The following is a 23,316-nucleotide window of genomic DNA, read 5'->3' as shown; positions in this document are numbered from 1 at the left end:
GAGGGTGTTGAGGGTGCTGCTAACGACTACTAATTAAATGACTTCGGCTTTTTCGATGATGATCGGCTCGACCGGCACGTCGGCGTGCATGCCCGAACGCGAAGTCGCGACCTTGTTCAGTTCGTCGACGATGTCGGTACCGGCGGTGACCTTGCCGAAGACGGCGTAGCCCCAGCCATCCTGGCCCGGGTAGTTCAGGAAGTCGTTGTTCTTCGTGTTGATGAAGAACTGGGCCGATGCCGAATGCGGCGCCGAGGTGCGCGCCATGGCGACGGTGTACTTGTCGTTCTTGAGGCCGTTCTTGCCTTCGTTCTCGACGGTCGCGTCGGTGGCTTTCTGCTTCATGCCCGGTTCGAAACCGCCGCCCTGGATCATGAAGTCCTTGATCACGCGGTGGAAGATGGTGTTGCTGAAGTGACCCTTGTTCACGTAGTCCAGGAAGTTGGCAACCGTCTTCGGCGCTTTCTCGGCGTCGAGTTCGATGGTGATGTTGCCCTTGTTGGTGGTCAGCAGTACGGAGGTCATGGAAAGTCCTGTTCTATTGTTGAAAGAGGTAGCAAGAACGTTATTTTACAAGCTTATCGGATGACAGCACGGTTGCGGAGCGGATCACGATCGGCGTGACCGGCACGTTCTGCATGCCGCGCATGTCGTCCACCATCACGCCCTTGATCTTGTCGACCGTCTCCTGCCCCTTCACCACGTGGCCGAACACGGTATAGCCGTAGCCATCCTGGCCCGGGTAATCGAGGCCGGCATTGTCGTTGACGTTGATAAAGAATTGCGAGGTGGCCGAGTTCGGGTTGTCGGTCCGCGCCATGGCCAGCGTGTAGGGCTTGTTCGAGAGGCCGTTCTTCGACTCGCTCGGGATCGGCTTGCGCACGCCAGGCTTGTCGACCAGTTTCTCGGTATAACCGCCGGCCTGGATCATGAAGCCGTCGATCACGCGGTGAAACACCGTATCTTTATAAAAGCCCGATTTCACGTATTGCAGGAAATTCGCGGTACTCTTCGGCGCGTTCTGCGCGTCGAGCTCGACCACGATCTCGCCCAGCGTGGTCTTCAGCGAGACCTGGGGATTGTCGGCGGCAAGGACGCTGCCGGCCAGGCCGAGGGCCAGCGCGGCGCCGGCCAGGCGGGCAAAAAGTGCGCGGCGGGATTGTTTTTGTGCGTGCATGGAGCGTCTCCTCGGTGGACGTGGCGCAAAGCCCTGTCAAGTCTTTTACAGAAAAATAAACCTGAACCATATGCGGCCAGTCGGGATTTTATCAATGCTATACTTTGCGCAGAACGTCCCCATTCTATCAAAAGAACTTAGTATCCAAGAACAACAAAGAGGGTTGACGGTCCCGTAGCAAAGATTGAATCCGGCATGCGCCTTTGGCGAAATGTGCCCGGAATTCGTATTGTTCCGGGCTTCCGATCCCCTCTCGAATCATCACCACCAATGAGCCAATTAAAGATCTACAACACGCTGGCGCGCGAGAAACAGGTATTCGTTCCGATCGAGGCCGGCAAGGTCGGCATGTATGTCTGCGGCATGACCGTCTATGACTACTGCCACGTCGGCCACGCGCGCATGATGATGGCCTTCGACGTCATCTATCGCTGGCTCATGGAATCGGGATATGAAGTCAAGTACGTGCGCAACATCACGGACATCGACGACAAGATCATCAAGCGTGCGGTCGAGAACGGCGAAACGCTGTCCTCGCTCGTCACGCGTTTCACCGCCTACATGGATGAAGACTTCGCCGCGCTGAACCTGCTGCCGGCGAGCTTCGTTCCGCGTGCCACCGAACACGTGCCGGGCATGCTGTCGATCATCGAAAAACTCGAGGAAAAAGGCCTGGCCTACAAGAGCGAGGATGGCGACGTCAACTACGCGGTACGCAGTTTCGAAGGCTACGGCAAGCTGTCGGGCAAGTCGCTCGACGACCTGCGCGCCGGCGAACGCGTCGACGTCAATACCGGAAAGCGCGATCCGCTCGACTTCGTCCTCTGGAAAGCGGCCAAGGAATCGGAACCCGCCGAAGCGAAGTGGGATTCGAAATGGGGCCGCGGCCGCCCGGGCTGGCACATCGAGTGCTCGGCCATGAGCTGCGCACTGCTGGGCGAACACTTCGACATCCACGGCGGCGGCCAGGACCTGCAATTCCCGCACCACGAAAACGAGATTGCCCAGAGCGAGGGCGCTTTTGGCGGGCCGATGGTCAATTACTGGATCCACAATGGGTTCGTGCGCGTCGATAACGAGAAGATGTCCAAATCCCTGGGCAATTTCTTCACGATCCGCGACGTCCTCAAGAAATACGATGCCGAAGTGATCCGCTTCTTCATCGCGCGCGCCCATTACCGCAGCCCGCTGAACTATTCCGACGTCCACATCGACGACGCCAAGGGCGCACTGACGCGCCTGTACACGGCGCTGGCGGATGTCGACCTGGGTGAGGACACCCCGGCCGTCGACTGGGATGAAGCCCGTGCCCGGCGTTTCCGCGAGGCAATGGATGACGACTTCAATACGCCGCTGGCCGTGGCCGAGCTGTTCGACCTGGCAAGCGAAGTCAATCGCACCAAGTCGGTGCCGGCGGCGCGCCAGCTGAAAGCCTTGGGAGGCGTGCTGGGCCTGCTGCAGCGTGCGCCGCAGGAATTCCTGCGCGCCGGTAGCGGGGAGGGCGGCCTTGGCGAAGCAGAAATCGCCGACCTGATCGCCGCCCGCGCCGCCGCCAAGAAGGCGCGCAATTTTGCGGAAGCCGACGGCATCCGCGCCGAGCTGGTTGCCGCCGGGATCGTCCTCGAAGACAAGCCGGACGGGACGACGAACTGGCGTCGCGCATGATGGCAGCAGAAAAGGACAACGGCGCTGGCGGCGCGCCGGAACTCGAGGTGCCCCCGTACTGGGCCGAGGCGAAAGCCGAGCTGATGAAGCGCGACCGCATCATGAAGCGCCTCATCCCGCAATTCGGCGACATGCACCTGAAGGGCCACCCCGACCCGTTCACGACGCTGGCGCGCTCGATCGTCGGCCAGCAGGTCACGCCGAAAGCAGCCGACGCCGCCTGGGCCAGGCTCGGCCAGTGCTGCCCGAAACTGGCCCCGAGCCAGGTCATCAAGCTCGGCGCCGAGCAGTTGTCCGCCTGCGGCCTGTCCAAGCGCAAGACCGAATACATCCTCGACCTGGCCGACCATTTCAAGGCCAAGCGCGTGCACACCAACCTCTGGTCTGAAATGGACGACGAGGCGGTCATTGCCGAGCTGGTGCAAATCCGCGGCATCACCCGCTGGACGGCCGAGATGTTCCTGATCTTTAACCTGCTGCGTCCGAACGTCCTGCCGCTCGACGACGCCGGCCTGATCCAGGGCATCAGCCAGAACTATTTCTCCGGCGAACCGGTGTCGCGCAGCGATGCGCGCGAGGTCGCGGCGAACTGGGAACCCTGGCGCACCGTCGCCACCTGGTATTTGTGGCGCAGCCTCGACTCCAGCGCAGCCTCAGGTTTGGCGTCCGCAGCGGCCTCCGGTACGGTAGAATAGCGCCGAATTGCCACATCGTGCCGTGTGGCCGCCCGGCGCCCGCGGCCAGAGAACAACCCCGGAGGTACAATGACTAAAACAACTTTCCTCAGTTTCGAGCAGCCTATTGCCGAGCTCGATTCGAAGATCGAAGAGCTGCGTTTCGTCCAGGACGATTCCGCCGTCGACATCTCGGAAGAGATCGACCGCCTCGACAAGAAGAGCCAGCAGCTCACCAAGGACATCTACGCCAAGCTCACCCCCTGGCAAGTGTCGCAGATCGCGCGCCACCCGCAGCGTCCGTACACGATGGACTACGTGAACGCGATCTTTACCGACTTCCACGAACTGCGCGGCGACCGTAGCTTCGCCGACGACCAGTCGATCGTCGGCGGCCTCGCGCGCTTCAACGGCCAGGCCTGCATGGTCATCGGCCACCAGAAGGGCCGCGATACGAAAGAGCGCGCGATGCGCAACTTCGGCATGCCGCGGCCGGAAGGCTACCGCAAGGCGATGCGCCTGATGAAGGTCGCCGAGAAGTTCAACCTGCCGATCTTCACCTTTGTCGATACGCCGGGCGCCTTCCCCGGCATCGATGCCGAAGAGCGCGGCCAGTCCGAAGCGATCGGCCACAACCTGTACGTCATGGCCGAGCTGAAAGTGCCGCTGATCGCCACCATCATCGGTGAAGGCGGTTCCGGCGGCGCGCTGGCCATTGCCGTCGGCGACGCCGTGCTGATGCTGCAGTACGCGACGTATTCCGTGATTTCGCCGGAAGGCTGCGCCTCGATCCTGTGGAAGACCTCGGAGCGCGCGGCCGATGCCGCCGACGCGCTGGGCCTGACCGCGCACCGCCTGAAAGCGATGGGCGTGATCGACAAGATCGTCACCGAGCCGCTGGGCGGCGCCCACCGCGACCCGAAGAGCATGGCACAAATGCTCAAGCGCGCGCTGGCCGACACCCTGCGCCAGTTCCAGGGCATGAAGACCAAGGACCTGCTCGAAGCCCGTCACGCGAAACTGATGGCTTACGGTAAGTTCAAGGAAATGACGCCGCTTGACGAGTGAGTTTTGATCAGTGAGTAGTCCGCTAGCCGGGTCCGTCCCGGCCACTTTCGCACGCGCCCTGGATTCACTCCTTGCGCTGCGTACCCCGGTTTCTCCCTCCACGATAGCAATTGCCTGCAGCGGCGGCCTGGATTCGATGGTCCTGCTGCAACTGGCATCGGCCTGGTGCCACGCGCACGGGCACACGCTCCTCGTTTTCCACGTGCATCACGGGCTCAGCCCGCATGCCGACGCATGGCAGCGCCATGTCGAGGCCCGTGCGGCCGCGCTTGGCCTCGGTTTCGATGTGCGCCACGTCCAGGTCGACGCCGCCGGTGCCGGAACCGAAGCGGCCGCGCGCAAGCTGCGTTACCGCGCGCTGGGCGACATGTGCCGCGCGCACGGCGCCACGCTGCTGCTGACCGCCCACCACCTGGACGACCAGGCCGAAACCGTGCTGCTGCAATTGCTGCGCGGCTCAGGCACGGCCGGCTTGTCCGGCATGGACGCCGCCAACGCCGCGCCCGAACTGCTCGGCAATCCGGACCTCGTGATGGCGCGCCCGCTGCTGCCGCTGGCACGCGCCGAACTGGACGCCTATGCGGCCGAGGCCGGGCTCGCCTGGGTCGAGGACGAATCGAACCTCGATACCCGTTACGCCCGCAATGCCCTGCGCCACCAGGTGATGCCGGCGCTGGCCGCTGCCTTTCCCGGCTTCCAGCAGCGTTTCGCGCGCAGCGCCGCGCACGCCCAGTCGGCGCAGCGCCTGCTGACGGAACTGGCCGAGGCCGACCTTGCAGCGAGCGTGATCGACGGCGCCATCGATGTCGCGCGCCTGCGCAGCATGAGCCTGGACCGCGTCTACAACCTGCTGCGCCACTGGTTCGCAGGGCAGGGCCTGGCGATGCCGTCGACCGCCTGGCTGACGGAGCTGGTGGCGCAATTGATCGAGGCCAGGCACGACGCCCAGCTGCTGGTGACGCACCCGGCCTGCCACCTCCGGCGCCACCGCGACCGCCTGTACATCACCCCGAAGCTGGCCGACCTCGCCGGGATGCGCGACCCCGACGATGAGGGCGTCATCGAAAAAGAGGGCGAGTCCTTCCGCTGGCAGGGAGAGGCGCAACTGGCTTTTCCGGCCTACGGCGGCGTGTTGCACTTCGCGCCTGCGACGATCGGTTTCGATCCTGCCTGGCTGCGCGAACGAGCCCTCGTCATCGACTTCCGCAAGGGAGGCGAGCGCCTGAAACTGGCCCATAACCGGCCGACGCGCGCCCTCAAGGCGCACTACCAGGCAGCCGACATCCCCGCCTGGGAGCGTACGCGCCTGCCGATCGTCAGCAGCGGGCGCGACCTGCTGTTCGCGGCCGGCCTCGGCATGGACTGCCATCACTTCGGCGTGGAATGCGCCGAGCCCGTCGCCTTGCGCTGGGAGGCGAAGCTCGATTAGTTTCTATGCGAAAAGCGTATTACTTTATTTTCTTTTCGTATAGCTTTTCGGACTTCCCCTCATTGCGACCTTGCACTGCAACATGCTAGAGTAGGTGTTCCCTTTTCACCCTCACCACGCTGGGAAGCTTCCTGTTATGGCATTAATTGTCCACAAATACGGTGGTACGTCGATGGGCTCGACGGACCGCATCAAGAACGTCGCGGCACGTGTCGCCAAGTGGCACGACGCCGGCTACCAGATCGTCGTGGTGCCGTCCGCGATGTCGGGCGAGACCAACCGCCTGATCGGCCTCGCCAAGGAAATCATGGCGCAACCGGATCCGCGCGAACTGGACATGATCGCCTCCACCGGCGAGCAGGTCTCGGTCGGCCTGCTGGCGATGGCCCTGCTGGCCATCGGCAAGGACGCCGTCTCCTACACCGGCTGGCAAGCCGGCATCCGCACCGATTCCGCGTTCACCAAGGCGCGTATCCAGTCGATCGACGACACGCGCGTGCGCGCCGATCTTGACGCGGGTAAGATCGTCATCATCACCGGTTTCCAGGGCATGGACGAGGAAGGCAACATCTCGACGCTGGGACGCGGCGGTTCGGACACCTCGGCCGTGGCGATCGCCGCGGCGCTGAAGGCCGACGAATGCCTGATCTATACCGACGTCGACGGCGTCTACACGACCGATCCGCGCGTCGTCGATGAAGCGCGCCGCCTGGATAAGATTACGTTCGAAGAAATGCTGGAACTGGCCTCGCTCGGCTCGAAAGTGCTGCAGACGCGCTCGGTCGAATTCGCAGGCAATTACCAGGTGCCGACACGCGTGCTGTCGTCGCTGACCGACCCCCTGATGCCATTGGCGCAAGAAGCCAACTCCGGCACCCTGATTTCGTTTGAGGAAGAAACCAACATGGAACAAGCCGTCATCTCCGGTATCGCATTCACCCGTGATGAAGCCAAGATTACCGTCCTCGGCGTGCCGGACAAGCCGGGCGTCGCCTTCCACATCCTGGGTCCGATCTCGGACGCCAATATCGAAGTGGACATGATCATCCAGAACCAGTCGGTGGACGGCAAGACTGATTTCACCTTCACCGTTTCGCGCGGCGATTACCAGCGCGCCATGGCGGTGCTGGAAAGCCAGCGCGACGAGCTCGGCTTTACCCGCCTCGTGGGCGACGCCAAGGTATCGAAGGTGTCGGCAGTCGGCGTGGGCATGCGCAGCCACGTTGGCGTTGCCTCGCAGATGTTCCGCACCCTGGCCGAAGAGGGCATCAACATCATGATGATCTCGACCTCCGAAATCAAGATTTCGGTCCTGATCGACGAGAAGTACATGGAGCTCGCCGTCCGTGCCCTCCATAAAGCTTTTGACTTGGAAAAAGCTTAACTTTTTCCATATTTTTGGCCGCGCCGCCTTGACCAAACGGGCACCGGCCATTAAGATGCTTGCACTCAGCGCTAGCGAAACTTGCTGGAGTTGATTGGAGACGTGGCCGAGTGGCCGAAGGCACATCCCTGCTAAGGATGCATACGGCTTATACCTGTATCGTGGGTTCGAATCCCACCGTCTCCGCCAGATTCAAGAAAAAAGCCACCGCGAGGTGGCTTTTTCTTTTCTGCGTTCCTGAACCCGCACACCGGCCTTCCACCTGATCGCTCCGCCCGTCACGGTTTGCGCCTGCGCCCCGAGACAGCCTTCCCGGCCCGCGGCAAGTGCGGGTGATTCGGGCCCGGATTCGCCGGCCGCGCCAGCACCAGCGCCAGGTCGGTCGTCAGCCGGTGCAGCGAGAGCAGGTCGGCCGCGGCAGAGAGGCCAGCGCGGCCGAGCGCCGCGTCGCCCGCCTCGACCTCCGTGACGATCCGGTGCAGCGAGGCCAGCAGCAGGGCATTCTCCGCCAGGCGTTCGTGCAGGCCGTCAAAGGCCAGCGTTTCCATGACGGTTTCTTCGTGCGCCAGGTCGGCTTCGATCGCGGCGACGATCGCCTCGAACCCGGCGCTGAACTCGGCATCGGCCATGGATGCATGCTGGTGGATGCGGACAAACAGGAGCTTGCGCGCGTGGCGCAGCGCGGCGACGGCTGTGTGGGAAGGGGAAAGGAAGAGCGGAGGCATCGGAGGCTGCGCGTGCGCGGGTTCATCCCGGCCAGTGTGCATCGACTACCGTTATAAACCTTGAGGTGAATCAAAACAACGTATGTCAGTTTGTTGTCCCAATCCGAACGCCCGATCAGGTACGCGCTGTCGTTCGAGGCGCAATCGCTTCTTATCCCCAGTCAAAGTCGCAGGGGCAACGCAATGGGAGCATGGTTGTTTCCAGCGAGCACGGAGAACGTATGGATGAGCTGCTACGGTATTTCGAGGAGGAGTTGGGGCTGTTCGGGCAGTATGCCCGCGAGTTCCGCAGCCGGTTTCCGAAGCCCGCGGGCGACTTGCACCTCACCGGCGAGAACTACGAGGATCCGAGCGTCGCGCGCCTGATCCAGTCGGTCGCGCTGTTGAGCGCGCGGATCCACAAGCGCCTCGACGACGACCATCCGAAATTCACCGAGTCCCTGCTCGAGAGCCTGTATCCGCATTACCTGCGGCCACTGCCCTCGTATTCTGTGGCGCGCATCGCACAAACGGGCCGCGACGTCGGCGAATTCACCAGCATCCCACGCGGCACGCCCCTGCGCAGCAGCCCCGTCGCCGGCACGGTCTGCCAGTTCCGTACCGTCTATCCGGTGCTGGCCGGGCCGCTGCGCATCGACCATGCAGCCTTTTCGCTTCCCATCGATGCGCCGCGCGCGGCCCGGCTGCCCCGCGGCGTGACGGCCGGTCTCGCGATCGGGCTTGCGCTGAAAGGTTCGCTGCTTGAGCTCTGCCGACGGGGGCTGGGCCGGGTGCGCGTGTTCGTCGACGGCGAGCCTGCGCTGCGCGCGGCCCTGATCGATGCGCTGTTCATGCGTGCACGCGGCGCCTGGGTCCAGGCCGAGGGCGCCGGGCAGTGGCTGCCGCTCGATGCCGTACCGCTGGGCCTGGCCGGCCTCGCCGAGGACGAGGCGCTGCTGCCGGCGCCGGCGCGCTCGCATCCGGCCTTCCGGCTGCTCACCGAGTATTTCACCTATCCGGAAAAATTCAACTTCATCGATATCGACCTGGGCGACATCGCGCGCTGCCTGCCGGCCGGGTGCGAGCGCTTCACGCTGCACGTCGGATTGACCGGGATGGCGGGGGAGGGCGACGCCGCGCGCGTGCTGGCGCAGTTGGCGGCGCGTCACCTGCTGCCTGGCTGCACGCCGGTGGTGAACCTGTTTCGCAAGGCCGGCGACCCGGTCCAGCTGTCGCATACCGGCGCGGAGTACCGGCTGGCGGCCGATGGCGCCCATGCGTCTGCTTTCGAGATCCACAGCATCGACAAGGTCTGCGTCGTGCGGGAAGCGCGCGGCCATGCCAGCGTGACCGAATTCTCCCCGTTGTATGCGGTGCGCCACGACGGCAACGGCGCGCCCGGACATTTCTGGGTGGCGCGCCGCGACGAAACGCTGGCCCGGATCAGTCCCGGGCACGAACTGAAACTGGCGCTGGTCGACCCGGGCTTCACGCCGGATGAGGCCTCCAGCGCCACGATCTCGACCGAGCTGACCTGCTCGAACCGCGACCTCCCGACCCAGCTGCGCATCGGCCAGCCAGAGGGCGACCTGCTGGCCGAATCGTCCGGCGGCGCCGCTCCCTTCAGCCTGCTGCGCAAGCCGACGCCGAGCTGGCGTTTTCCGGTTGGCGACGGCGCCCACTGGCGCCTGATCTCGCACCTGTCGCTGGACTATGCGGGGCTGACGACGGCGGACCTGCCGGACCTGCAGAAGATGCTCGCCCTCTACGACCTGCCGCGTTCGCCGATTGCGCGGCGCCAGATCGCGGGCATCGTCGGCCTCGAGCATGGCACCCTGCGCGCCTGGCTCAGGACGCGGCCCGTGTCGTCGCTGATGCCGGGCGTGGGCATCCGCATGACGGTCGACGAGCAGGCCTTTGCAGGCAGTTCGCTGTACGTGTTCGCGCAGGTGATGGACCGCTATTTTTCCCTGAACAGCCAGCTCAACTGCTTCACCCGGCTCGAGATCGTCTCGCACCAGACCGGAGAGGAGATGCTTGTATGCGCCCCACGCACCGCCGAGAAACTCAGAGCGTCATCGACCGGCTGCTAGCGGCGCCGCAGAAATTCGAGTTCGTGCAGGCGGTCTCGATCCTGCTGGCCTGGCTGGAAGAACGGGGCGTGTCGCGCGAGCAGGGCTTGCGCGACTGCCTGCGATTCGAGAACAGCCTGCAGCTGGGTTTTCCTTCGTCCGAGATCGAGGCCATCGCGCGCACGGCGTCGGCGTTCGAGGACGCCGATGGCGAGCGCAGCCGATTCACGATCACGCCGGGCTTCATGGGACTGCTCGGCGTGCACGGGGCGCTGCCCGCCCATGTCACCGAACGCATCGCTGCCTGGCAAGGCGGGCGCGATGACGGCGCGCCGCGCGCCTTCCTCGACCTGCTGTCGAACCGCATGCTGGCGCTGTTCTACCGGGCATGGCAAAAGAGCCGAGTCGAGCACATGGCGGCCGCGCAGAGAGGGGGGCGGGACCGGTTCCAGCCGCTGCTGCTGGCACTGGCCGGCTGCCCGCCGGGCCCCAGGACGCAGGCGCAGGAGCAGGAGCAGGCGCTGCAGGCGGTGCAGGCGGTGCCCGATGGCCTGATCGCACATTTCGCCGGCCTGTTGCACCAGCGGCCGCGATCGAGCCTTGTACTGGCGCGCGTGCTGGCCGATTTTTTCGAGGTTGCCGTGGAGATCGAAGAAGCGGTCGGCTACTGGGACCGCTTGCAGCCCGGCGAACAGGCCGCGCTGGGCGTCAATGCCGAGCTTGGCGACAACGTGCTGCTGGGCGAGCGCAGCTGGCGGCCGGACCTGCGCGCCCGCCTGCGCATCGGTCCGCTCGGTGCGGCTGCGTTTGCCTGGCTCCTGCCCAGCGGCGCGGGCAGCGCTGCATTGCGCGCGATCCTGGCCAGGTTCGCGGAACCGACAGTCGGCTTCGAAGTGCAGCTCATCCTGCGCGCCGATGAAGTCCGCCCGGTCCAGCTGGCCGGGCTGGCATCCAAACCGGCGCGCCTGGGACGCGACAGCTTTCTCGTCAGCGCCGCCGCACAGCTGGACCGCACCGACATGCGCTACCTGGTCGCGCCGATGGCCGCGCTCGGCTTTATCGGTGGGGGCCGCTCCGGCAGTGCAGGCGCCGCCTCCTTGCCTCCTACTTCAGCGTCAGGTCGGAGAAGTCGATCGCCTTGCCGTTGAACGCGACGGCGCAGCCAGTGGACGGATACGCGTAGCTGAACGCAACCTTGCCGCCGCTGTCGAGCGCGACGAGCTGGGTCCTCGTTCGCGCGGCCGCCGCCGAATACGTGATGAGGTAGTGGTTCGCTGCCCCTCCTTCGTAAACACTCGAGCAGATGTCCGAGAAGATGGCCGGCGTCGGCGAGTAGGTCCAGGTTTCGACGGCGGTGCGGGTGCTTTCGTCGATGACATAGCGCGACGGCGTGCTGTAGTCGCGGCTGACGCCGGGGGAGGTGCCGGCAGGCTGGTTGAGGCTGCCCAATCCGTTATTGAAGAGCATCAGGTCGCCGTTGGACGCCATCGACAATGAATGCTGCCCGATCGGCGTTTTGCCGGACTTGAGCTTGAGGGCGAGCGCGCGCAGCGACGGGTAGTCGGCATACCAGTGCTTGGTGGTGTCGCCCAGCAGCCATTTGATACGACCGGTCGCGTAGTCGATCTTGACGACGAAGTTCTCGCGGCTCGAGATCAGCAGCGAATCGTCGGCCGCGACATAGACGGCGGAATTCATGTGGAACCAGTCGCCCCCGTCGCGCACGAAGCTCGATGGATCGTCGCCGGCGGCTTGCATGACGGCGCGGAAGATCGCCGCCATGTCCCATTCCTTGATCACTTCGCCCGTCGGGCTGATTTCGGCGAGGATCGACTCGATCCGGGGCACGCCGCCTTCGAGCGCGTCGAGTTCGGCCAGGAAGCCGGTCTTGCCGCGCACGAAGTCGTGGTGGAAGTTGGTGTAGCGGGTCGAGGCCAGTGGACGCGCGCCCAGGGTGCCGTTGAACTCGACGCGGTAGAGATCGGGCGTCGACTGGCTGCCGACGAAAAAGGCGTCCTCGTTGAACAGCGACGAGTACGAATCCACCGGCGCGCTGGCGACCCAGCGCAGGTTGCCGTCGGTATCGAGCACCGCCGGCGAGGAAACGCCGTTCTGGAGCATCATGTAGTCGAAGCCGGGCGACACCGCCGCCGTGCGGGCGGTCCGCACCTCCGGCGCGTTGTAGGCGGCGGCGGGACCGGTATAGGCGGGCGTCGCGACCGTCAGGCGCTCGACATGGGTTGTCGCATCGCGAAAGCGCATGGTCAAGGTGACGCTGTTCTGGAAATTGGCGTACAGGCCGAAGACGGCGAAGGCCAGGCGCTTGTCGGCCGCGTGCCAGGCGCCGGTGCGTTCGAGCCAGGCCCGGGTGTAGTTGACCGAGACCGGTTTCGAGAACGTGCCCGGCTTGGCGGCGATGGTGAAGGAAACGCCGTCGAGATTTGAAAAGTCCTCGAGCCCGAGCGCAAGGTTCATGATGAAGGGGGTGGGCCCTGGAGACTGCTCGACGACCGTCACGTGGGCCGAGTCGGCCTGGGTTGCGTTTTCTTCGGCGAGCCGGCTGCACGCTGCCGCCAGCAGGCAGGCGGTCAGCACCATGGAATTACGGAATAAAATTTTCAATGCATTCTCCAGTGAGGGAAACCGACGAGTTAACCCTTCGATATGGAACGCGGCGCGAAGTTCATCCGCCGCCGCCCGGTCGAGGACGGGATCAAGGAGTCGTCATCAGGGCTTGACCTTCCCACGGTGGGAAGGCATATGCTCGATGAATCGAAAGGAATGGACACCATGGACAACAACATCGATCAGCTTGCCAAGACCACCGTCGTCAGCTTTGATATTTCCGGTATGACATGTGCCTCCTGCGTCGCGCGTGTGGAGAAAGCGATACGCAGCGTGCCCGGAGTGTTGGATGCAGGCGTCAACCTGGCCACCGAGCGCGCCAGCGTGCGGGGTGGGGCGGCGCCCGAGGCGGTCGTCGCGGCCGTGCGCAAGGCCGGGTACGAGGCGGACATTACGTCGGCCGCCAGGCCGGCCGTAACGAAACGCGCGGCGCCGGCCTGGTGGCCGCTGCTGGTGGCGGCCCTGTTGACGGCGCCCTTGCTGGCGCCGATGCTCGGCCATTTGTTCGGCCAATTAAGCGGACGCGACTGGTCGCTGCCGGGCGCCGTGCAATGGCTGCTGGCCACGCCCGTGCAGTTCTGGCTGGGCGCGCGCTTTTACCGGGCCGGCTGGAAAGCGCTACGCGCGGGCAGCGGCAACATGGATTTGCTGGTCGCGATTGGCACCAGCGCCGCCTACGGCCTGTCGGTCTGGCTGCTGGCGCAAGGGGGCCCGCATGGCGCCGCGCACCTGTACTTCGAATCGTCGGCGACGGTGATTACCCTGGTCCTGCTCGGCAAGTGGCTGGAGGCGCGCGCGAAGGGTCAGACGGTCGAGGCCATCCGTGCGCTCGAGGCACTGCGCGCGAGCGAGGCCATCGTACGGCGCGCCGGCGCCGACCGCGCGATCCCCCTCGACGCGCTGCGGGTGGGCGACCTGCTGGTGGTGCGTCCCGGCGCCCGCGTGGCGGCCGACGGGCGGGTAATCGAGGGCCGTAGCCACCTGGACGAGTCGCTCCTGACCGGCGAAAGCCTGCCGCTGGCGAAAGGGCCGGGGGCGCGCGTGACGGGCGGCGCCGTGAATGGCGAGGGCCTGCTGCTGGTCGAGGTAACGGCGGTCGGGGCCGAGACCATGCTCTCGAAAATCATCCGCCAGGTCGAGGATGCGCAAGCGGTCAAGGCGCCGGTGCAGCGCCTGGTCGACCGCGTCAGCGCCGTCTTCGTGCCGGTCGTGCTGCTGGTGTCGCTGGTGACCCTGCTCGGCTGGGGACTGGCAACGGGCGACTGGCAGGCGGCGCTGCTCAACGCGGTGGCGGTGCAGGTGATCGCCTGTCCCTGCGCGCTCGGGCTGGCGACGCCGACGGCGATCATGGTCGGCACCGGCGCCGCCGCCCGCCACGGCATCCTGATCCGCGACGCCGAAGCGCTCGAGCGGGCGCATGCAATCGATACCGTCGTCTTCGACAAGACCGGCACCCTGACCGAGGGCCGGCCGCGGGTCGTCGCGGTGGAGGGCAGCGATGTGCGGCTCGTTGCCACCCTGGCCGGCGCCGTGCAGCAGCACAGCGAACACCCGCTGGCGCATGCGGTGGCCGCCTGGGCGCAGGAACAGGGCCTGCCGGTCCCGGCGGCCGGCGCGGCGCGCGCCTTGCCTGGACGCGGGGTGCAGGCCGAGGTCGACGGCACGACCGTCTGGCTGGGCAACGCGCGCCTGATGGAGGAACTGGGCGCCGGCATGGAAGCCTTGCGCGCGGCGGCGCAGCGCCACGAGGCCGACGGCCGCACGGTATCGTGGCTGGCGCGCCATCCGACAGGGGGGCCGGGCGCGGTCGAGGCACTCGGCCTGCTCGCCTTTGGCGACCGGGTCAAGGAGGGCGCCGTGGAGGCCGTCGCCCGCCTGAAGGCCATGGGCGTGACGCCGCTGATGCTCACGGGCGACAATGCCGGCGCGGCGCGGGTGGTCGCCGCGGCGCTCGGGATCGAGCGCTACACGGCCCAGGTGCTGCCGGACGAGAAGGCCGCTGCGGTACGCGCGGCCATCGCGGCAGGCGGCACGGTGGCGATGGTCGGCGACGGCATCAACGACGCGCCCGCGCTGGCGGCCGCGGACGTCGGCATCGCGATGGCTGGCGGCACCGATGTGGCCATGCACACGGCCGGCATCACCCTGATGCGTGGCGACCCGCGCCTGGTGGCCGAGGCCATCGACGTTTCGCAGCGCACCTGGCGCAAGATCCGCCAGAACCTGGGCTGGGCCTTCATTTATAACCTGGTCGGCATCCCGCTGGCCGCGTTTGGCCTGCTCAACCCGATGCTGGCGGGGGCCGCGATGGCGCTCAGTTCGGTGAGCGTGGTGGCCAATGCGCTGCTGCTGCGTGGCTGGCGGCCGGGGGCAAACGATTCCTCAAGCGCCGGCACCGGCGTAACATTAGCGGCACCTCAATCGACTGGAGAAAACACGATGTATGAATTGACTGTGGAAGGCATGAGCTGCGGCCACTGCGTGGGCCGCGTGACGAAAACGGTGCAGGGACTGGACGAAAACGCAAAGGTCGACATCGACCTGGCGAGCAAGAAGGTGCGTATCGACAGCAAGGCCGAACTGGAGCGGATCGCTGCTGCAATCGATGAAGCCGGCTATCCGGTGACGGCGCGTTCGGCGGCGTAAATCGGCCTTCACGGGGCGGATGCTCCGTGTGCCCCACCATTGCGAATCGTAGGGTGGACGGCTCTACCCTGACGCACGCAAAAACGCGGCCTCGGCGCCGTCCACGCGTTCAACGCACCGCAGAGTCGTCGTGCAGCGACAGCGGTTGAACGCGTGGACGGCGCCAGGACCGCGTGAGATCACGATCCTGGGTGGAGCCGTCCACCCTACGATCAGTGACTGTGCGTGCTTGGCTTGCGTACGGTGACCGTTTCCCCCGCCGGCGCTGCGGCGCTGCCGGGCGCCTGCGGCGCGGCCGGCAATTCGCCGGTCCACTCGCGCGCGACGGTGCCCGCCGGGTGCTGGTACCAGCCCGGATCGCGGTAGTCGTTCCTCCCCAATCCTGCGCGTACCTTCAGCGTCGTGAACATCCCGCCCATCTCGAGATTGCCGAAGGGGCCGCGTCCGTCCATCATCGGCAGCGTGTTTTCCGGCAGCGGCATCTTCATGTCGCCCATCGAGCCGCCTTTCTCGCCCATGACCATGTAGCCCGGGATCAGGTCGTTGATCTTTTTCGCCACCCCCCGGTGGTCGACGCCGACCAGGTTCGGCAAGTCATGGGCCATCGCGTTCATCGTGTGGTGCGACTTGTGGCAGTGGAAGGCCCAGTCGCCCGGATTGTCGGCCACGAATTCGATGGCGCGCATCTGGCCCACGGCGATGTCGACGCTCACTTCCGGCCAGCGCGCCTCGGGACGCACCCAGCCGCCGTCGGTGCCGGCCACTTCGAAGCGGTGCCCATGCAGGTGGACCGGGTGGTTCGTCATGGTGAGATTGCCGACCCGGATGCGGACCCGGTCCCCGAGGCGCGCCACCATCGGGTCGATGCCCGGGAAGACGCGGCTGTTGAAGGTCCACAAATTAAAGTCGAGCATCGTGTTGGTGCGCGGGGTATAGCTGCCCGGTTCGATATCGTAGGCGCCGAGCAGCAGCACGTAATCCCGGTCCACCGCGTGCTGGCGGAGGTCCTTTGGGTGCGTCACCCAGGAGCCCATCATGCCCATCGCCATCTGCTGCATCTCGTCGGCGTGCGGGTGGTACATGAAGGTGCCGGCATGGCGCGCCACGAATTCGTAGACGAAGGTTTTGCCGGGCGCGATGCCAGGTTGCGTCAGGCCGGTAACGCCGTCCATCCCGCAGGGCAGGACCTGGCCATGCCAGTGGATGCTGGTGTGCTCGGGCAGCTTGTTGGTCACGAAGATGCGCACCCGGTCGCCTTCGACCACCTCGATCGTCGGCCCCGGACTCTGGCCGTTGTAGCCCCACAGGTTGGCCTGCATGCCGGGCGCGAGTTCGCGCACGACCGGTTCGGCCACCAGGTGGAATTCCTTGACGCCGTCCTTCATGCGCCAGGGCAGGGTCCAGCCGTTGAGGGTGACGACCGGGTTGTAGGGGCGGCCGTTCGGGGGCGCCAGCGGCGCCGACGTGGTGCCAGAAGACTGGCTTGGGGCTTCCGGCAGCGTTGCCGCCCCGGCCTTGCTGACGAGCGAGGCGCCGACCATGGCGATGCCGGTCCCGCTCAAAAATGTGCGGCGTGTAGTCATTGTGCTTGTTCCTTGTGCTGTAGCGGCGCCGGCTGCGCGCCGTGGGCGACCGGGCCGCCGAGGGCTTCCTCGAGGTCGACGTGGGCGCTCCAGAATTCCTTGAGGGCGTCGATGCTGGCGTTGACGGCGCCGGCCTGCTCGCGCGCGTCGGACAGCAGGTCGAAGCTGCTGGCCAGCATGCCGTTGTAGCGCAGCAGGACCTCGTTCGAGATCCGTTTGCGCAAGGGCAGCACCTCGTCGCGGTAGTGGCGTGCGAGGTCCCAGGCCGCGCGGTAGCCGAGGTAGCGCTCGCGCGCCTGGCTGCGCGCGTTGACCGCCGTTTCCGCCACGCGCCGCAGCGACTGCATGTACAGCGCTTCGGCACGCGCGCTGCGTGCCTGGCCCCAGTCGAACAGCGGCAGTTCGATCGCCACCTCGTAGCCGCGCGCGGCCGGCATGCCGGTCTCGCTCTTGCGCACGGCGCCCAGTTCGAACACGTTGATGAAACGCGTGGCACGGGTCAGGCCCAGGCTGGACGCAAGGGCCGCGCTATCCTGGCGCGCCGCGGCGACGTCGAGGCGATGCTCGAGCGCGCGCTGTTCCAGGCCGGCTATCTGCGCCGGCGCCGCCGGCAGGTCCGGGAGGCGCTCGGGCAGGGTGAACGCACTGTCCTGGCCCCACAGGCCAAGCAGCCGGACCAGGCGCTCGCGCGCCGTCACCGCTTGCCGGTCGGCGCGCGCGACGCCGGCAAAGGCTTCCGCGTGGAAGGCCTGTTCGCGTGCCAGGTCGAGTTTGGCGGCATTTCCGGACCTGGCCATGCGTCCCATCAGTTCGGCGCTGGCTTCGGCTGCGGCGTTCACGCGGCGCGCATAGTCGAGCGACTGGCGCGCGCTCACCGCGTCGATCCAGGCGCGGCGCGTCTCGACCGCATGGCGCTCGATCTCGGCGCCCACGGCAAGTTTGACCTGTTCGAAGCGCGCGCCCTCGAGGCGCCGCGCCAGCGGCAGCGTCAGCGCCTGCACCAGGCTGAAGGTAAACGAGCGCTCGATCTCGACATCGCCTCCGCCCGCCATGCGCTTGAAGCCGAACGCCGGATTTTGCAGGCGTGCGGCCTGGGCCAGGTCGGCCTGGGCGATACCGACGTTCCAGTAGCTCGCCTGCAGGCTGGGGTTGTTGAGCAGCGCGATCCGCACCGCGGCGTCCATGTCGAGCGGTTTGGCCAGCAGCGCGCGCGTGGCCTCGGCGACCGCGCGTGCATCGGCCTCGTCCAGGACGATGCGCGGCTCGAGACCGCCTCGTTCGTGCGCGCGCCGGGCCACGGCATCGAAGCCGCCGTCCGGCGTGACGCCGGCGCAACCGGCCACCAGGGCAAGCAGGGCGGCCGCGCCGGCGCGCCGGGGAAGCGGGCGCGCCCTCACGGGTGGTCCCCGTGCTGGTGGCTGCCGGACCGGGCGGCTTCGGTGGCCCTGGCGGGGGCACAGGATTGCGGTGCCGCGGCGCTGTCCTGGCAGCAGCAGCCCTCGCCGGGGCAGCAGGGCCTGGCGGTGACGGACATCTTGCCGGCTTGCGCCATCGCATGGCCGGCATGGGGATCGGCGGCAGCGGTGGGGGCATGGCCGGCATGTCCGGCATGCGGGTCGGCGCCATGGGCCGGTCCGCCCATGGTCAGCATCATCGAATTCTGGGCGGCGACGATGCGGTTCTGTTCGCGCCAGGCGCGGTCGGGGCTGGCGGCGTCGGGTGCGGCAGGCTGGTAGCGGGCGGCCGGCGTATAGACGGTCGGTGGCACCGGGACGCCGGCGTCGGCGGCGCCAGAAACGGGAACAGGAGTCGCGTGGGCGGCGCCGGCCAGCAGGCATAGCGCGGCCACGCGGGAAAGCGTGATGGCGAAGGTCATGACATCCTCGAATGAAAACGTGAATTGAAACGTCCTGCGGGACCGCGCACGGGCGCGGCGGGACACGAATCAGGCGAGGCGGGGGCGCGGAGGTCGTTCCGGCTGGGCGAGATCAACCGATGGCAGATGGCCGTCGGCGGCAGGGTGGGAGGCGACCGGCGGCGCGTGGACCGCGAGCGGCGGGAAACCGGCCGGCAGGACCGCGACGCCGATGCCGCAGGCCGCGCAGTGCGCGCACTTGGTCCAGCCAGGGTGCGCCTGCTTTTCCTGCTTTTGCTGCTTGCCGCCGGATGGCGCTACTGCGGCCGTTTCATGGCAGGGCGGCTGCTGCGCAGTGTGGGCGCGGTGCGGTATTGGGGCGGTCATCGGCATCGCCGGCGCGCACGCGGCCATGGCCGCTGCTGCCACGCCCTGGTAAGGCAGGGCCAGCATCAGGAGCCAGACGATCAGCGAGCGCAGGAGAGTGTTCACGAAAATATTCTAGCACGCTGTCTCGGCGGTGCCGCAGTTGCTGATTGCTATCAAATGTTGTGGCTGATCTGCCCGCCGCTACCGCAGCGCCGAGCGCAGGGCCGCCGCTTCGAAATAAACCCGCGTGATCGTGGGATCGAATTCGGCGACGGCGCGTTCCAGGCGCGCGATCGCGAGGTCGACCTCGTCGATGCGCATGCCGCGCTTGAAGCGCACGGCCGCCGTCAGCAGGACGTCGTCCGGCCCCAGCTGCATCGTCATCAGCTGCCCGACCGTTTCGATGGCCGGGTCGGCGCGAAACAGTTCCTTCAGTTTCCCGGTCTGCTCCACGCCGACGCCTTCTCCCAGCAGCAGGGCGCCCGTCTCGCGCGCCAGGGTAAAGGCTGCGCCGATCAGCAGCAGGCCGATCACGATGGAGGCCGCCGGGTCGATGGACGGATTCTCCAGCAGGTGCCCAAGGAAGATGCCGCCCGCCGCGATCACGATCCCGATCAGCGCCGCCGAGTCCTCGATGAAGACCGTGAAGGTCGAGGCGTCCTTGCTGGCTTTCATCGTCTGCCAGAGCGAGGCCCCAGGACGCCGTTTATCGTTCAGTGCGCGGCGCGAAACGTTCCAGCTGTATCCTTCGAAGATGAAGGCCACGCCCAGCACGACGTAGTTCCAGAACGGGTCGGTGAGCGGTTCCGGCGCCTGCATGCTCTGGACGCCGTGGTAGATCGACAGCCCGCCGCCCAGCGAAAACACGGAGAGGGCGACGATCAGCGCCCAGAAATAGACGGCCTTGCCGTAGCCGAAGGGATGGCGCGCGTCCGGTTTGCGGGCGCTGATTTTTTCGCCGACGAGCAGCAGCAATTCGTTGCCGGTGTCGACGGCCGAGTGGATGCCTTCGGCCAGCATCGCCGCGCTGCCGGTGAGCGCGGCGACGACGAATTTGGCGGCGGCGATGCCGAGGTTGGCGACGATGGCGGCATAGATCACCTTGCGGCTGTCGGTGGCGGGCGGCGTGTCGTTATGCGTGTCGTTATTCGTGTCGTTATTCTTGGTCATATCGGGAGAGGGAGGTCAGCTTGCGGTCCAGTCTAGCGAATTCGCCGTTTTTACCGGGCACGCCTGAGCGCGCAGCCCCGGGCCATGAGCGTCCGTAACCTCGGCAAGCTGTTCGCGCCGCGCTCGGTGGCCCTGATCGGCGCCTCGAACCGCCCCGGCAGCCTGGGCGCAACGCTCTTGCGCAACCTGGTGGCGGGCGGCTTTCGCGGCACGATCCATCCAGTCAATCCGAAATACACCGAGCTGGAAGGCCTGCCGACCGTTGCCCGCGTGGCCGAGCTGGCCGCCGCGCCCGACCTGGCGGTCGTCTGCACGCCGCCGGCGACGGTGCCGGCCATCATCCGCCAGCTCGGCGAAAAGGGCACGCGCGCGGCCATCGTGCTCAGCGCCGGGCTGGCGGACGCGCGCGACGAACGCGGCCGCTCCCTGAAGCAGGTCATGCTGGACGCGGCCAACCCCTACTTGCTGCGCATCCTCGGGCCCGACAGCGCCGGCCTGCTGGCGCCGGGCATCGGCCTGAACGCGAGCGTCGCGCACAGCGGCGCGCTGCCCGGGCGCATCGCCTTCGTCTCGCAGTCCGGCGCGCTGATGACCGGGGTGCTGGACTGGGCCCGTTCGCGCGGCATCGGCTTTTCGCATTTCATCGCGCTCGGCGACTCGAGCGACGTCGATTTGGGCGACGTGCTCGACTACCTCGCCAGCGATGGCGCGACGGGCTCGATCCTGCTGTACGTGGAGCACCTGCGCTATGCGCGCAAGTTCATGTCGGCCGCGCGCGCCGCGGCGCGCAGCAAGCCAACCCTGGTGCTGAAAGCCGGACGCGCCGGCGGCACCCTGCGCGCAGCCGCCAGCGAGAGCGGGGCGCTGGCGAGCATGGACGAGGTGTTCGACGCCGCGATCCGCCGTGCCGGCATGCTGCGCGTGTTCACCACCGAGCAGCTGTTCGCGGCGGTCGAGACCCTGGCCCACGCCAGGCCGCTGCACGGCGAGCGGCTGGCGATCGTCTCGAACGGCGCCGGGCCCGGCGTGCTGGCTTTCGATGCGCTGGTCTGCGGCGGCGGCAGCGCGGCCACGCTGGCGCCGGAGACGGTCGAGCGCCTTGCCGCGATGTTGCCCTCCCTTCTGCCGCAGCGAACCGCGCTCGCCAATCCGCTCAAGCTGCACGGCGCCGCCGAGCCCGAAGGCTACCGCCGGGCGCTCGAGATCCTGCTGCAAGACCCGAACACCGATGCGGTGCTGGTGGTGCACGCACCGACCGCCACCGTCGACAGCGCCGACGTCGCGCGCGCGATCGCGCCGCTGGCCAGGGGCGCCTCGCGCAACGTGCTCGCGTGCTGGCTCGGCGGCGATTCGGTCGCGTCGGCGCGCGAGATCGCCTCCAGCGCCGGCATGCCGACCTTCGACACGCCCGAAGACGCGGTTGCCGGCTTCCTGCAGATCGTGCACTACCGCCAGAACCAGAGCCTGCTGATGCAGGTGCCGCCGTCGGTCTCGAGCATCCCGGCCTTCGAGCGCGGCGCGGCGCGGGCGCTGGTGCGCGAAGCCCTCGCCGGCGGGCGCTACCTGCTGTCCGACCCCGAGACCAAGGCCATCCTGCGCGCCTACGGCATGTCCCTGGTCGAGACCCGCGCTGCTGCCAGCGTCGACGACGCGGTCGCGGCCGCGCGCAGCATCGGCTTTCCGGTGGCCGTCAAAATCCTGTCGCCGGACGTGATGCACAAGTCGGACGTCGGCGGCGTGGCGCTCGACCTCGACTCCGAACAGGCGGTGCGCGCCGCGGCCCGGCGGGTGCGCAAGCGCCTGGCCGAAATGCGCCCCGACGCGCGCTTCGAGGGCTTCTCGGTGCAGGCGATGGCGCGCCGCCCGGAAGGGCATGAACTGATCCTGGGCGCGGCGACCGACCCCGTGTTCGGGCCGGTGATTTTGTTCGGCCAGGGCGGCATCGCGGTGCAGGTGGCGGACGACCACGCGGTGGCGCTGCCGCCCTTGAACGCCGTGCTGGCGCGCGAGATGATCGGGCGCACGCGTGTTTCGCGGCTGCTGGCCGGCTACCGCAACCGCCCGCCGGCCGACATGGACGCCATCGTCGCCGCGCTGGTGCAGGTGTCGCGGCTGGTCTGCGACATCCCGGAAATCGTCGAGCTCGACATCAATCCGCTGCTGGTGGATGCGAAGGGCGCGATCGTGCTCGATGCGCGCATGCGCCTGGCCCTGGCCGACCGTTCCGGCAGCACGCTCGACCGGCTGGCGATCCGGCCCTATCCGCGCGAGCTGGAACAGACGATCGACTTCGGCGGCGCGCCGCTGCTGCTGCGGCCGGTGCGGCCCGAGGATGGCCCGGCCCATTTGCGCTTTTTCGACGCGCTCACGCCGGACGACGTGCGCTACCGGATGTTCGTGCGCATCCGCGAGCTGCAGCCCTCGCAACTGGCGCGCTTCACGCAGATCGACTACGACCGCGAGATGGCCTTCATCGCGACCCGGCCGGGGCCCGATGGCGTGGCGGAGACCCTCGCCGTCGGGCGCGTGGTGGCGGACCCGGACAATGTGAGCGCCGAATTCGCGGTGACGGTGCGCTCGGATTTGAAAGGGCAGGGGCTGGGCAGGATTTTGATGCAGAAGCTGATCGACTACTGCCGCGTGCGCGGCACGCGCGAGATCGTCGGCGAGGCGCTGCCACAGAATAACCGGATTATCGGGCTGGTGAAGAAGCTGGGCTTCGAAGTGTTCCCGGCGGGGGAGGAGGGGGTGAGGAAGTTTCGGCTGACCTTGTGAAATAATATTTCAAGGTGCCGCGCGAGATGAAAGATTATTTCAAAACGGCCGCGTGCCCGTAGGGTGGTCGGCTCCACCCGGCGGCTCGATCATCGGCAACGCCCGCGCCGCCCACGCGTT

The 23,316-nt window shown here is 66.9% G+C and carries 18 protein-coding genes and 1 tRNA gene; 10 read left to right on the top strand and 9 right to left on the bottom strand.

Annotated features, from left to right (window positions below):
- Positions 1 to 33 precede the first annotated feature (33 nt).
- Positions 34 to 525 (bottom strand): peptidylprolyl isomerase, encoded by a 492-nt coding sequence (locus AC1MEM_RS19300; protein ID WP_499473235.1) that lies wholly within the window; start codon positions 523 to 525, stop codon positions 34 to 36.
- 40 nt (positions 526 to 565) lie between these two features.
- Positions 566 to 1,177, bottom strand: coding sequence for a peptidylprolyl isomerase (locus tag AC1MEM_RS19295; protein WP_499473233.1), 612 nt, complete (start codon positions 1,175 to 1,177; stop codon positions 566 to 568).
- A gap of 270 nt (positions 1,178 to 1,447) precedes the next feature.
- Between AC1MEM_RS19295 and cysS the strand changes: the two genes are divergently transcribed.
- The 6 genes from cysS to AC1MEM_RS19265 all read left to right on the top strand — a co-directional run bounded on the left by cysS (position 1,448) and on the right by AC1MEM_RS19265 (position 7,586).
- A complete protein-coding gene (gene cysS, locus AC1MEM_RS19290) occupies positions 1,448 to 2,842 on the top strand; it encodes a cysteine--tRNA ligase (protein WP_499473232.1) in 1,395 nt (464 codons plus the stop codon).
- Entirely contained in the window at positions 2,842 to 3,537 is a 696-nt protein-coding gene (locus AC1MEM_RS19285) for a DNA-3-methyladenine glycosylase family protein (RefSeq protein ID WP_499477697.1), read from the top strand. Before cysS ends, AC1MEM_RS19285 begins: the two co-directional genes overlap by 1 nt.
- Positions 3,538 to 3,606: 69 nt before the next feature.
- Positions 3,607 to 4,584 carry an acetyl-CoA carboxylase carboxyltransferase subunit alpha gene (locus AC1MEM_RS19280; protein ID WP_499473230.1) on the top strand — a complete coding sequence of 326 codons (978 nt, stop codon included), beginning with the start codon at positions 3,607 to 3,609 and terminating at the stop codon, positions 4,582 to 4,584.
- A 10-nt stretch (positions 4,585 to 4,594) separates the two neighbouring features.
- Entirely contained in the window at positions 4,595 to 6,013 is a 1,419-nt protein-coding gene (gene tilS / locus AC1MEM_RS19275; protein ID WP_499473228.1) for a tRNA lysidine(34) synthetase TilS, read from the top strand.
- Between the two features lie 136 nt (positions 6,014 to 6,149).
- On the top strand, positions 6,150 to 7,397 hold the full coding sequence (locus tag AC1MEM_RS19270; protein WP_499473226.1) for an aspartate kinase: 1,248 nt from the start codon (positions 6,150 to 6,152) through the stop codon (positions 7,395 to 7,397).
- 96 nt (positions 7,398 to 7,493) lie between these two features.
- A tRNA-Ser gene (locus AC1MEM_RS19265) sits at positions 7,494 to 7,586 on the top strand.
- An 89-nt stretch (positions 7,587 to 7,675) separates the two neighbouring features.
- Here the strand turns inward: AC1MEM_RS19265 and AC1MEM_RS19260 are convergent.
- A complete protein-coding gene (locus AC1MEM_RS19260; protein WP_499473224.1) occupies positions 7,676 to 8,122 on the bottom strand; it encodes a hypothetical protein in 447 nt (148 codons plus the stop codon).
- Between the two features lie 221 nt (positions 8,123 to 8,343).
- On the opposite strand from AC1MEM_RS19260, the gene tssF reads away from it, so the two are divergent.
- Positions 8,344 to 10,194, top strand: coding sequence for a type VI secretion system baseplate subunit TssF (tssF, locus tag AC1MEM_RS19255; protein WP_499473222.1), 1,851 nt, complete (start codon positions 8,344 to 8,346; stop codon positions 10,192 to 10,194).
- On the top strand, positions 10,143 to 11,321 hold the full coding sequence (tssG, locus tag AC1MEM_RS19250; RefSeq protein ID WP_499473220.1) for a type VI secretion system baseplate subunit TssG: 1,179 nt from the start codon (positions 10,143 to 10,145) through the stop codon (positions 11,319 to 11,321). The genes tssF and tssG overlap by 52 nt, the downstream gene beginning before the upstream one ends.
- Here the strand turns inward: tssG and AC1MEM_RS19245 are convergent.
- Positions 11,278 to 12,795 carry an aryl-sulfate sulfotransferase gene (locus AC1MEM_RS19245; protein WP_499473218.1) on the bottom strand — a complete coding sequence of 506 codons (1,518 nt, stop codon included), beginning with the start codon at positions 12,793 to 12,795 and terminating at the stop codon, positions 11,278 to 11,280. The genes tssG and AC1MEM_RS19245 overlap by 44 nt on opposite strands.
- Positions 12,796 to 12,963: 168 nt before the next feature.
- Here AC1MEM_RS19245 and AC1MEM_RS19240 point away from each other — a divergent pair, with 168 nt between their 5' ends.
- On the top strand, positions 12,964 to 15,444 hold the full coding sequence (locus tag AC1MEM_RS19240; protein ID WP_499473216.1) for a heavy metal translocating P-type ATPase: 2,481 nt from the start codon (positions 12,964 to 12,966) through the stop codon (positions 15,442 to 15,444).
- A 212-nt stretch (positions 15,445 to 15,656) separates the two neighbouring features.
- Here AC1MEM_RS19240 and AC1MEM_RS19235 read toward each other — a convergent pair whose 3' ends face one another.
- The 5 genes from AC1MEM_RS19235 to AC1MEM_RS19215 form a co-directional block, all read right to left on the bottom strand.
- Positions 15,657 to 17,027: a multicopper oxidase family protein gene (locus AC1MEM_RS19235; RefSeq protein WP_499473214.1), complete on the bottom strand. Its 1,371-nt coding sequence runs from the start codon at positions 17,025 to 17,027 to the stop codon at positions 15,657 to 15,659.
- Positions 17,024 to 18,424, bottom strand: coding sequence for a TolC family protein (locus AC1MEM_RS19230; RefSeq protein WP_499473212.1), 1,401 nt, complete (start codon positions 18,422 to 18,424; stop codon positions 17,024 to 17,026). Before AC1MEM_RS19230 ends, AC1MEM_RS19235 begins: the two co-directional genes overlap by 4 nt.
- Entirely contained in the window at positions 18,421 to 18,903 is a 483-nt protein-coding gene (locus AC1MEM_RS19225) for a hypothetical protein (RefSeq protein WP_499473210.1), read from the bottom strand. Before AC1MEM_RS19225 ends, AC1MEM_RS19230 begins: the two co-directional genes overlap by 4 nt.
- Positions 18,904 to 18,972: 69 nt before the next feature.
- Positions 18,973 to 19,374, bottom strand: coding sequence for a hypothetical protein (locus AC1MEM_RS19220; RefSeq protein WP_499473208.1), 402 nt, complete (start codon positions 19,372 to 19,374; stop codon positions 18,973 to 18,975).
- Positions 19,375 to 19,452: 78 nt separating this feature from the next.
- The gene (locus AC1MEM_RS19215) at positions 19,453 to 20,421 is read right to left on the bottom strand and encodes a cation diffusion facilitator family transporter (protein ID WP_499473207.1); all 969 of its coding nucleotides are present in this window, start codon (positions 20,419 to 20,421) and stop codon (positions 19,453 to 19,455) included.
- An 84-nt stretch (positions 20,422 to 20,505) separates the two neighbouring features.
- Between AC1MEM_RS19215 and AC1MEM_RS19210 the strand changes: the two genes are divergently transcribed.
- A complete protein-coding gene (locus AC1MEM_RS19210; RefSeq protein ID WP_499473205.1) occupies positions 20,506 to 23,196 on the top strand; it encodes a bifunctional acetate--CoA ligase family protein/GNAT family N-acetyltransferase in 2,691 nt (896 codons plus the stop codon).
- The last annotated feature ends 120 nt before the right edge of the window (positions 23,197 to 23,316 follow it).

The sequence above is a fragment of the Telluria sp. AIW5 genome, from assembly GCF_056680575.1.
The sequence above is the reverse complement of the archived record's forward strand: the minus strand, read 5'-3'. Positions and strand labels throughout refer to the sequence as shown.

Bases quoted from the DNA above. Each gene is read 5' to 3' on its own strand.
- AC1MEM_RS19210 (WP_499473205.1), top strand. From the start codon at position 20,506: ATGAGCGTCCGTAACCTCGGCAAGCTGTTCGCGCCGCGCTCGGTGGCC.
- tssG (WP_499473220.1), top strand. From the start codon at position 10,143: ATGCGCCCCACGCACCGCCGAGAAACTCAGAGCGTCATCGACCGGCTG.
- tssF (WP_499473222.1), top strand. From the start codon at position 8,344: ATGGATGAGCTGCTACGGTATTTCGAGGAGGAGTTGGGGCTGTTCGGG.
- AC1MEM_RS19225 (WP_499473210.1), bottom strand. From the start codon at position 18,903: ATGACCTTCGCCATCACGCTTTCCCGCGTGGCCGCGCTATGCCTGCTG.
- AC1MEM_RS19235 (WP_499473214.1), bottom strand. From the start codon at position 17,027: ATGACTACACGCCGCACATTTTTGAGCGGGACCGGCATCGCCATGGTC.
- AC1MEM_RS19240 (WP_499473216.1), top strand. From the start codon at position 12,964: ATGGACAACAACATCGATCAGCTTGCCAAGACCACCGTCGTCAGCTTT.
- AC1MEM_RS19285 (WP_499477697.1), top strand. From the start codon at position 2,842: ATGGCAGCAGAAAAGGACAACGGCGCTGGCGGCGCGCCGGAACTCGAG.
- AC1MEM_RS19295 (WP_499473233.1), bottom strand. From the start codon at position 1,177: ATGCACGCACAAAAACAATCCCGCCGCGCACTTTTTGCCCGCCTGGCC.
- cysS (WP_499473232.1), top strand. From the start codon at position 1,448: ATGAGCCAATTAAAGATCTACAACACGCTGGCGCGCGAGAAACAGGTA.
- AC1MEM_RS19260 (WP_499473224.1), bottom strand. From the start codon at position 8,122: ATGCCTCCGCTCTTCCTTTCCCCTTCCCACACAGCCGTCGCCGCGCTG.
- AC1MEM_RS19270 (WP_499473226.1), top strand. From the start codon at position 6,150: ATGGCATTAATTGTCCACAAATACGGTGGTACGTCGATGGGCTCGACG.
- AC1MEM_RS19300 (WP_499473235.1), bottom strand. From the start codon at position 525: ATGACCTCCGTACTGCTGACCACCAACAAGGGCAACATCACCATCGAA.
- AC1MEM_RS19280 (WP_499473230.1), top strand. From the start codon at position 3,607: ATGACTAAAACAACTTTCCTCAGTTTCGAGCAGCCTATTGCCGAGCTC.
- AC1MEM_RS19215 (WP_499473207.1), bottom strand. From the start codon at position 20,421: ATGACCAAGAATAACGACACGAATAACGACACGCATAACGACACGCCG.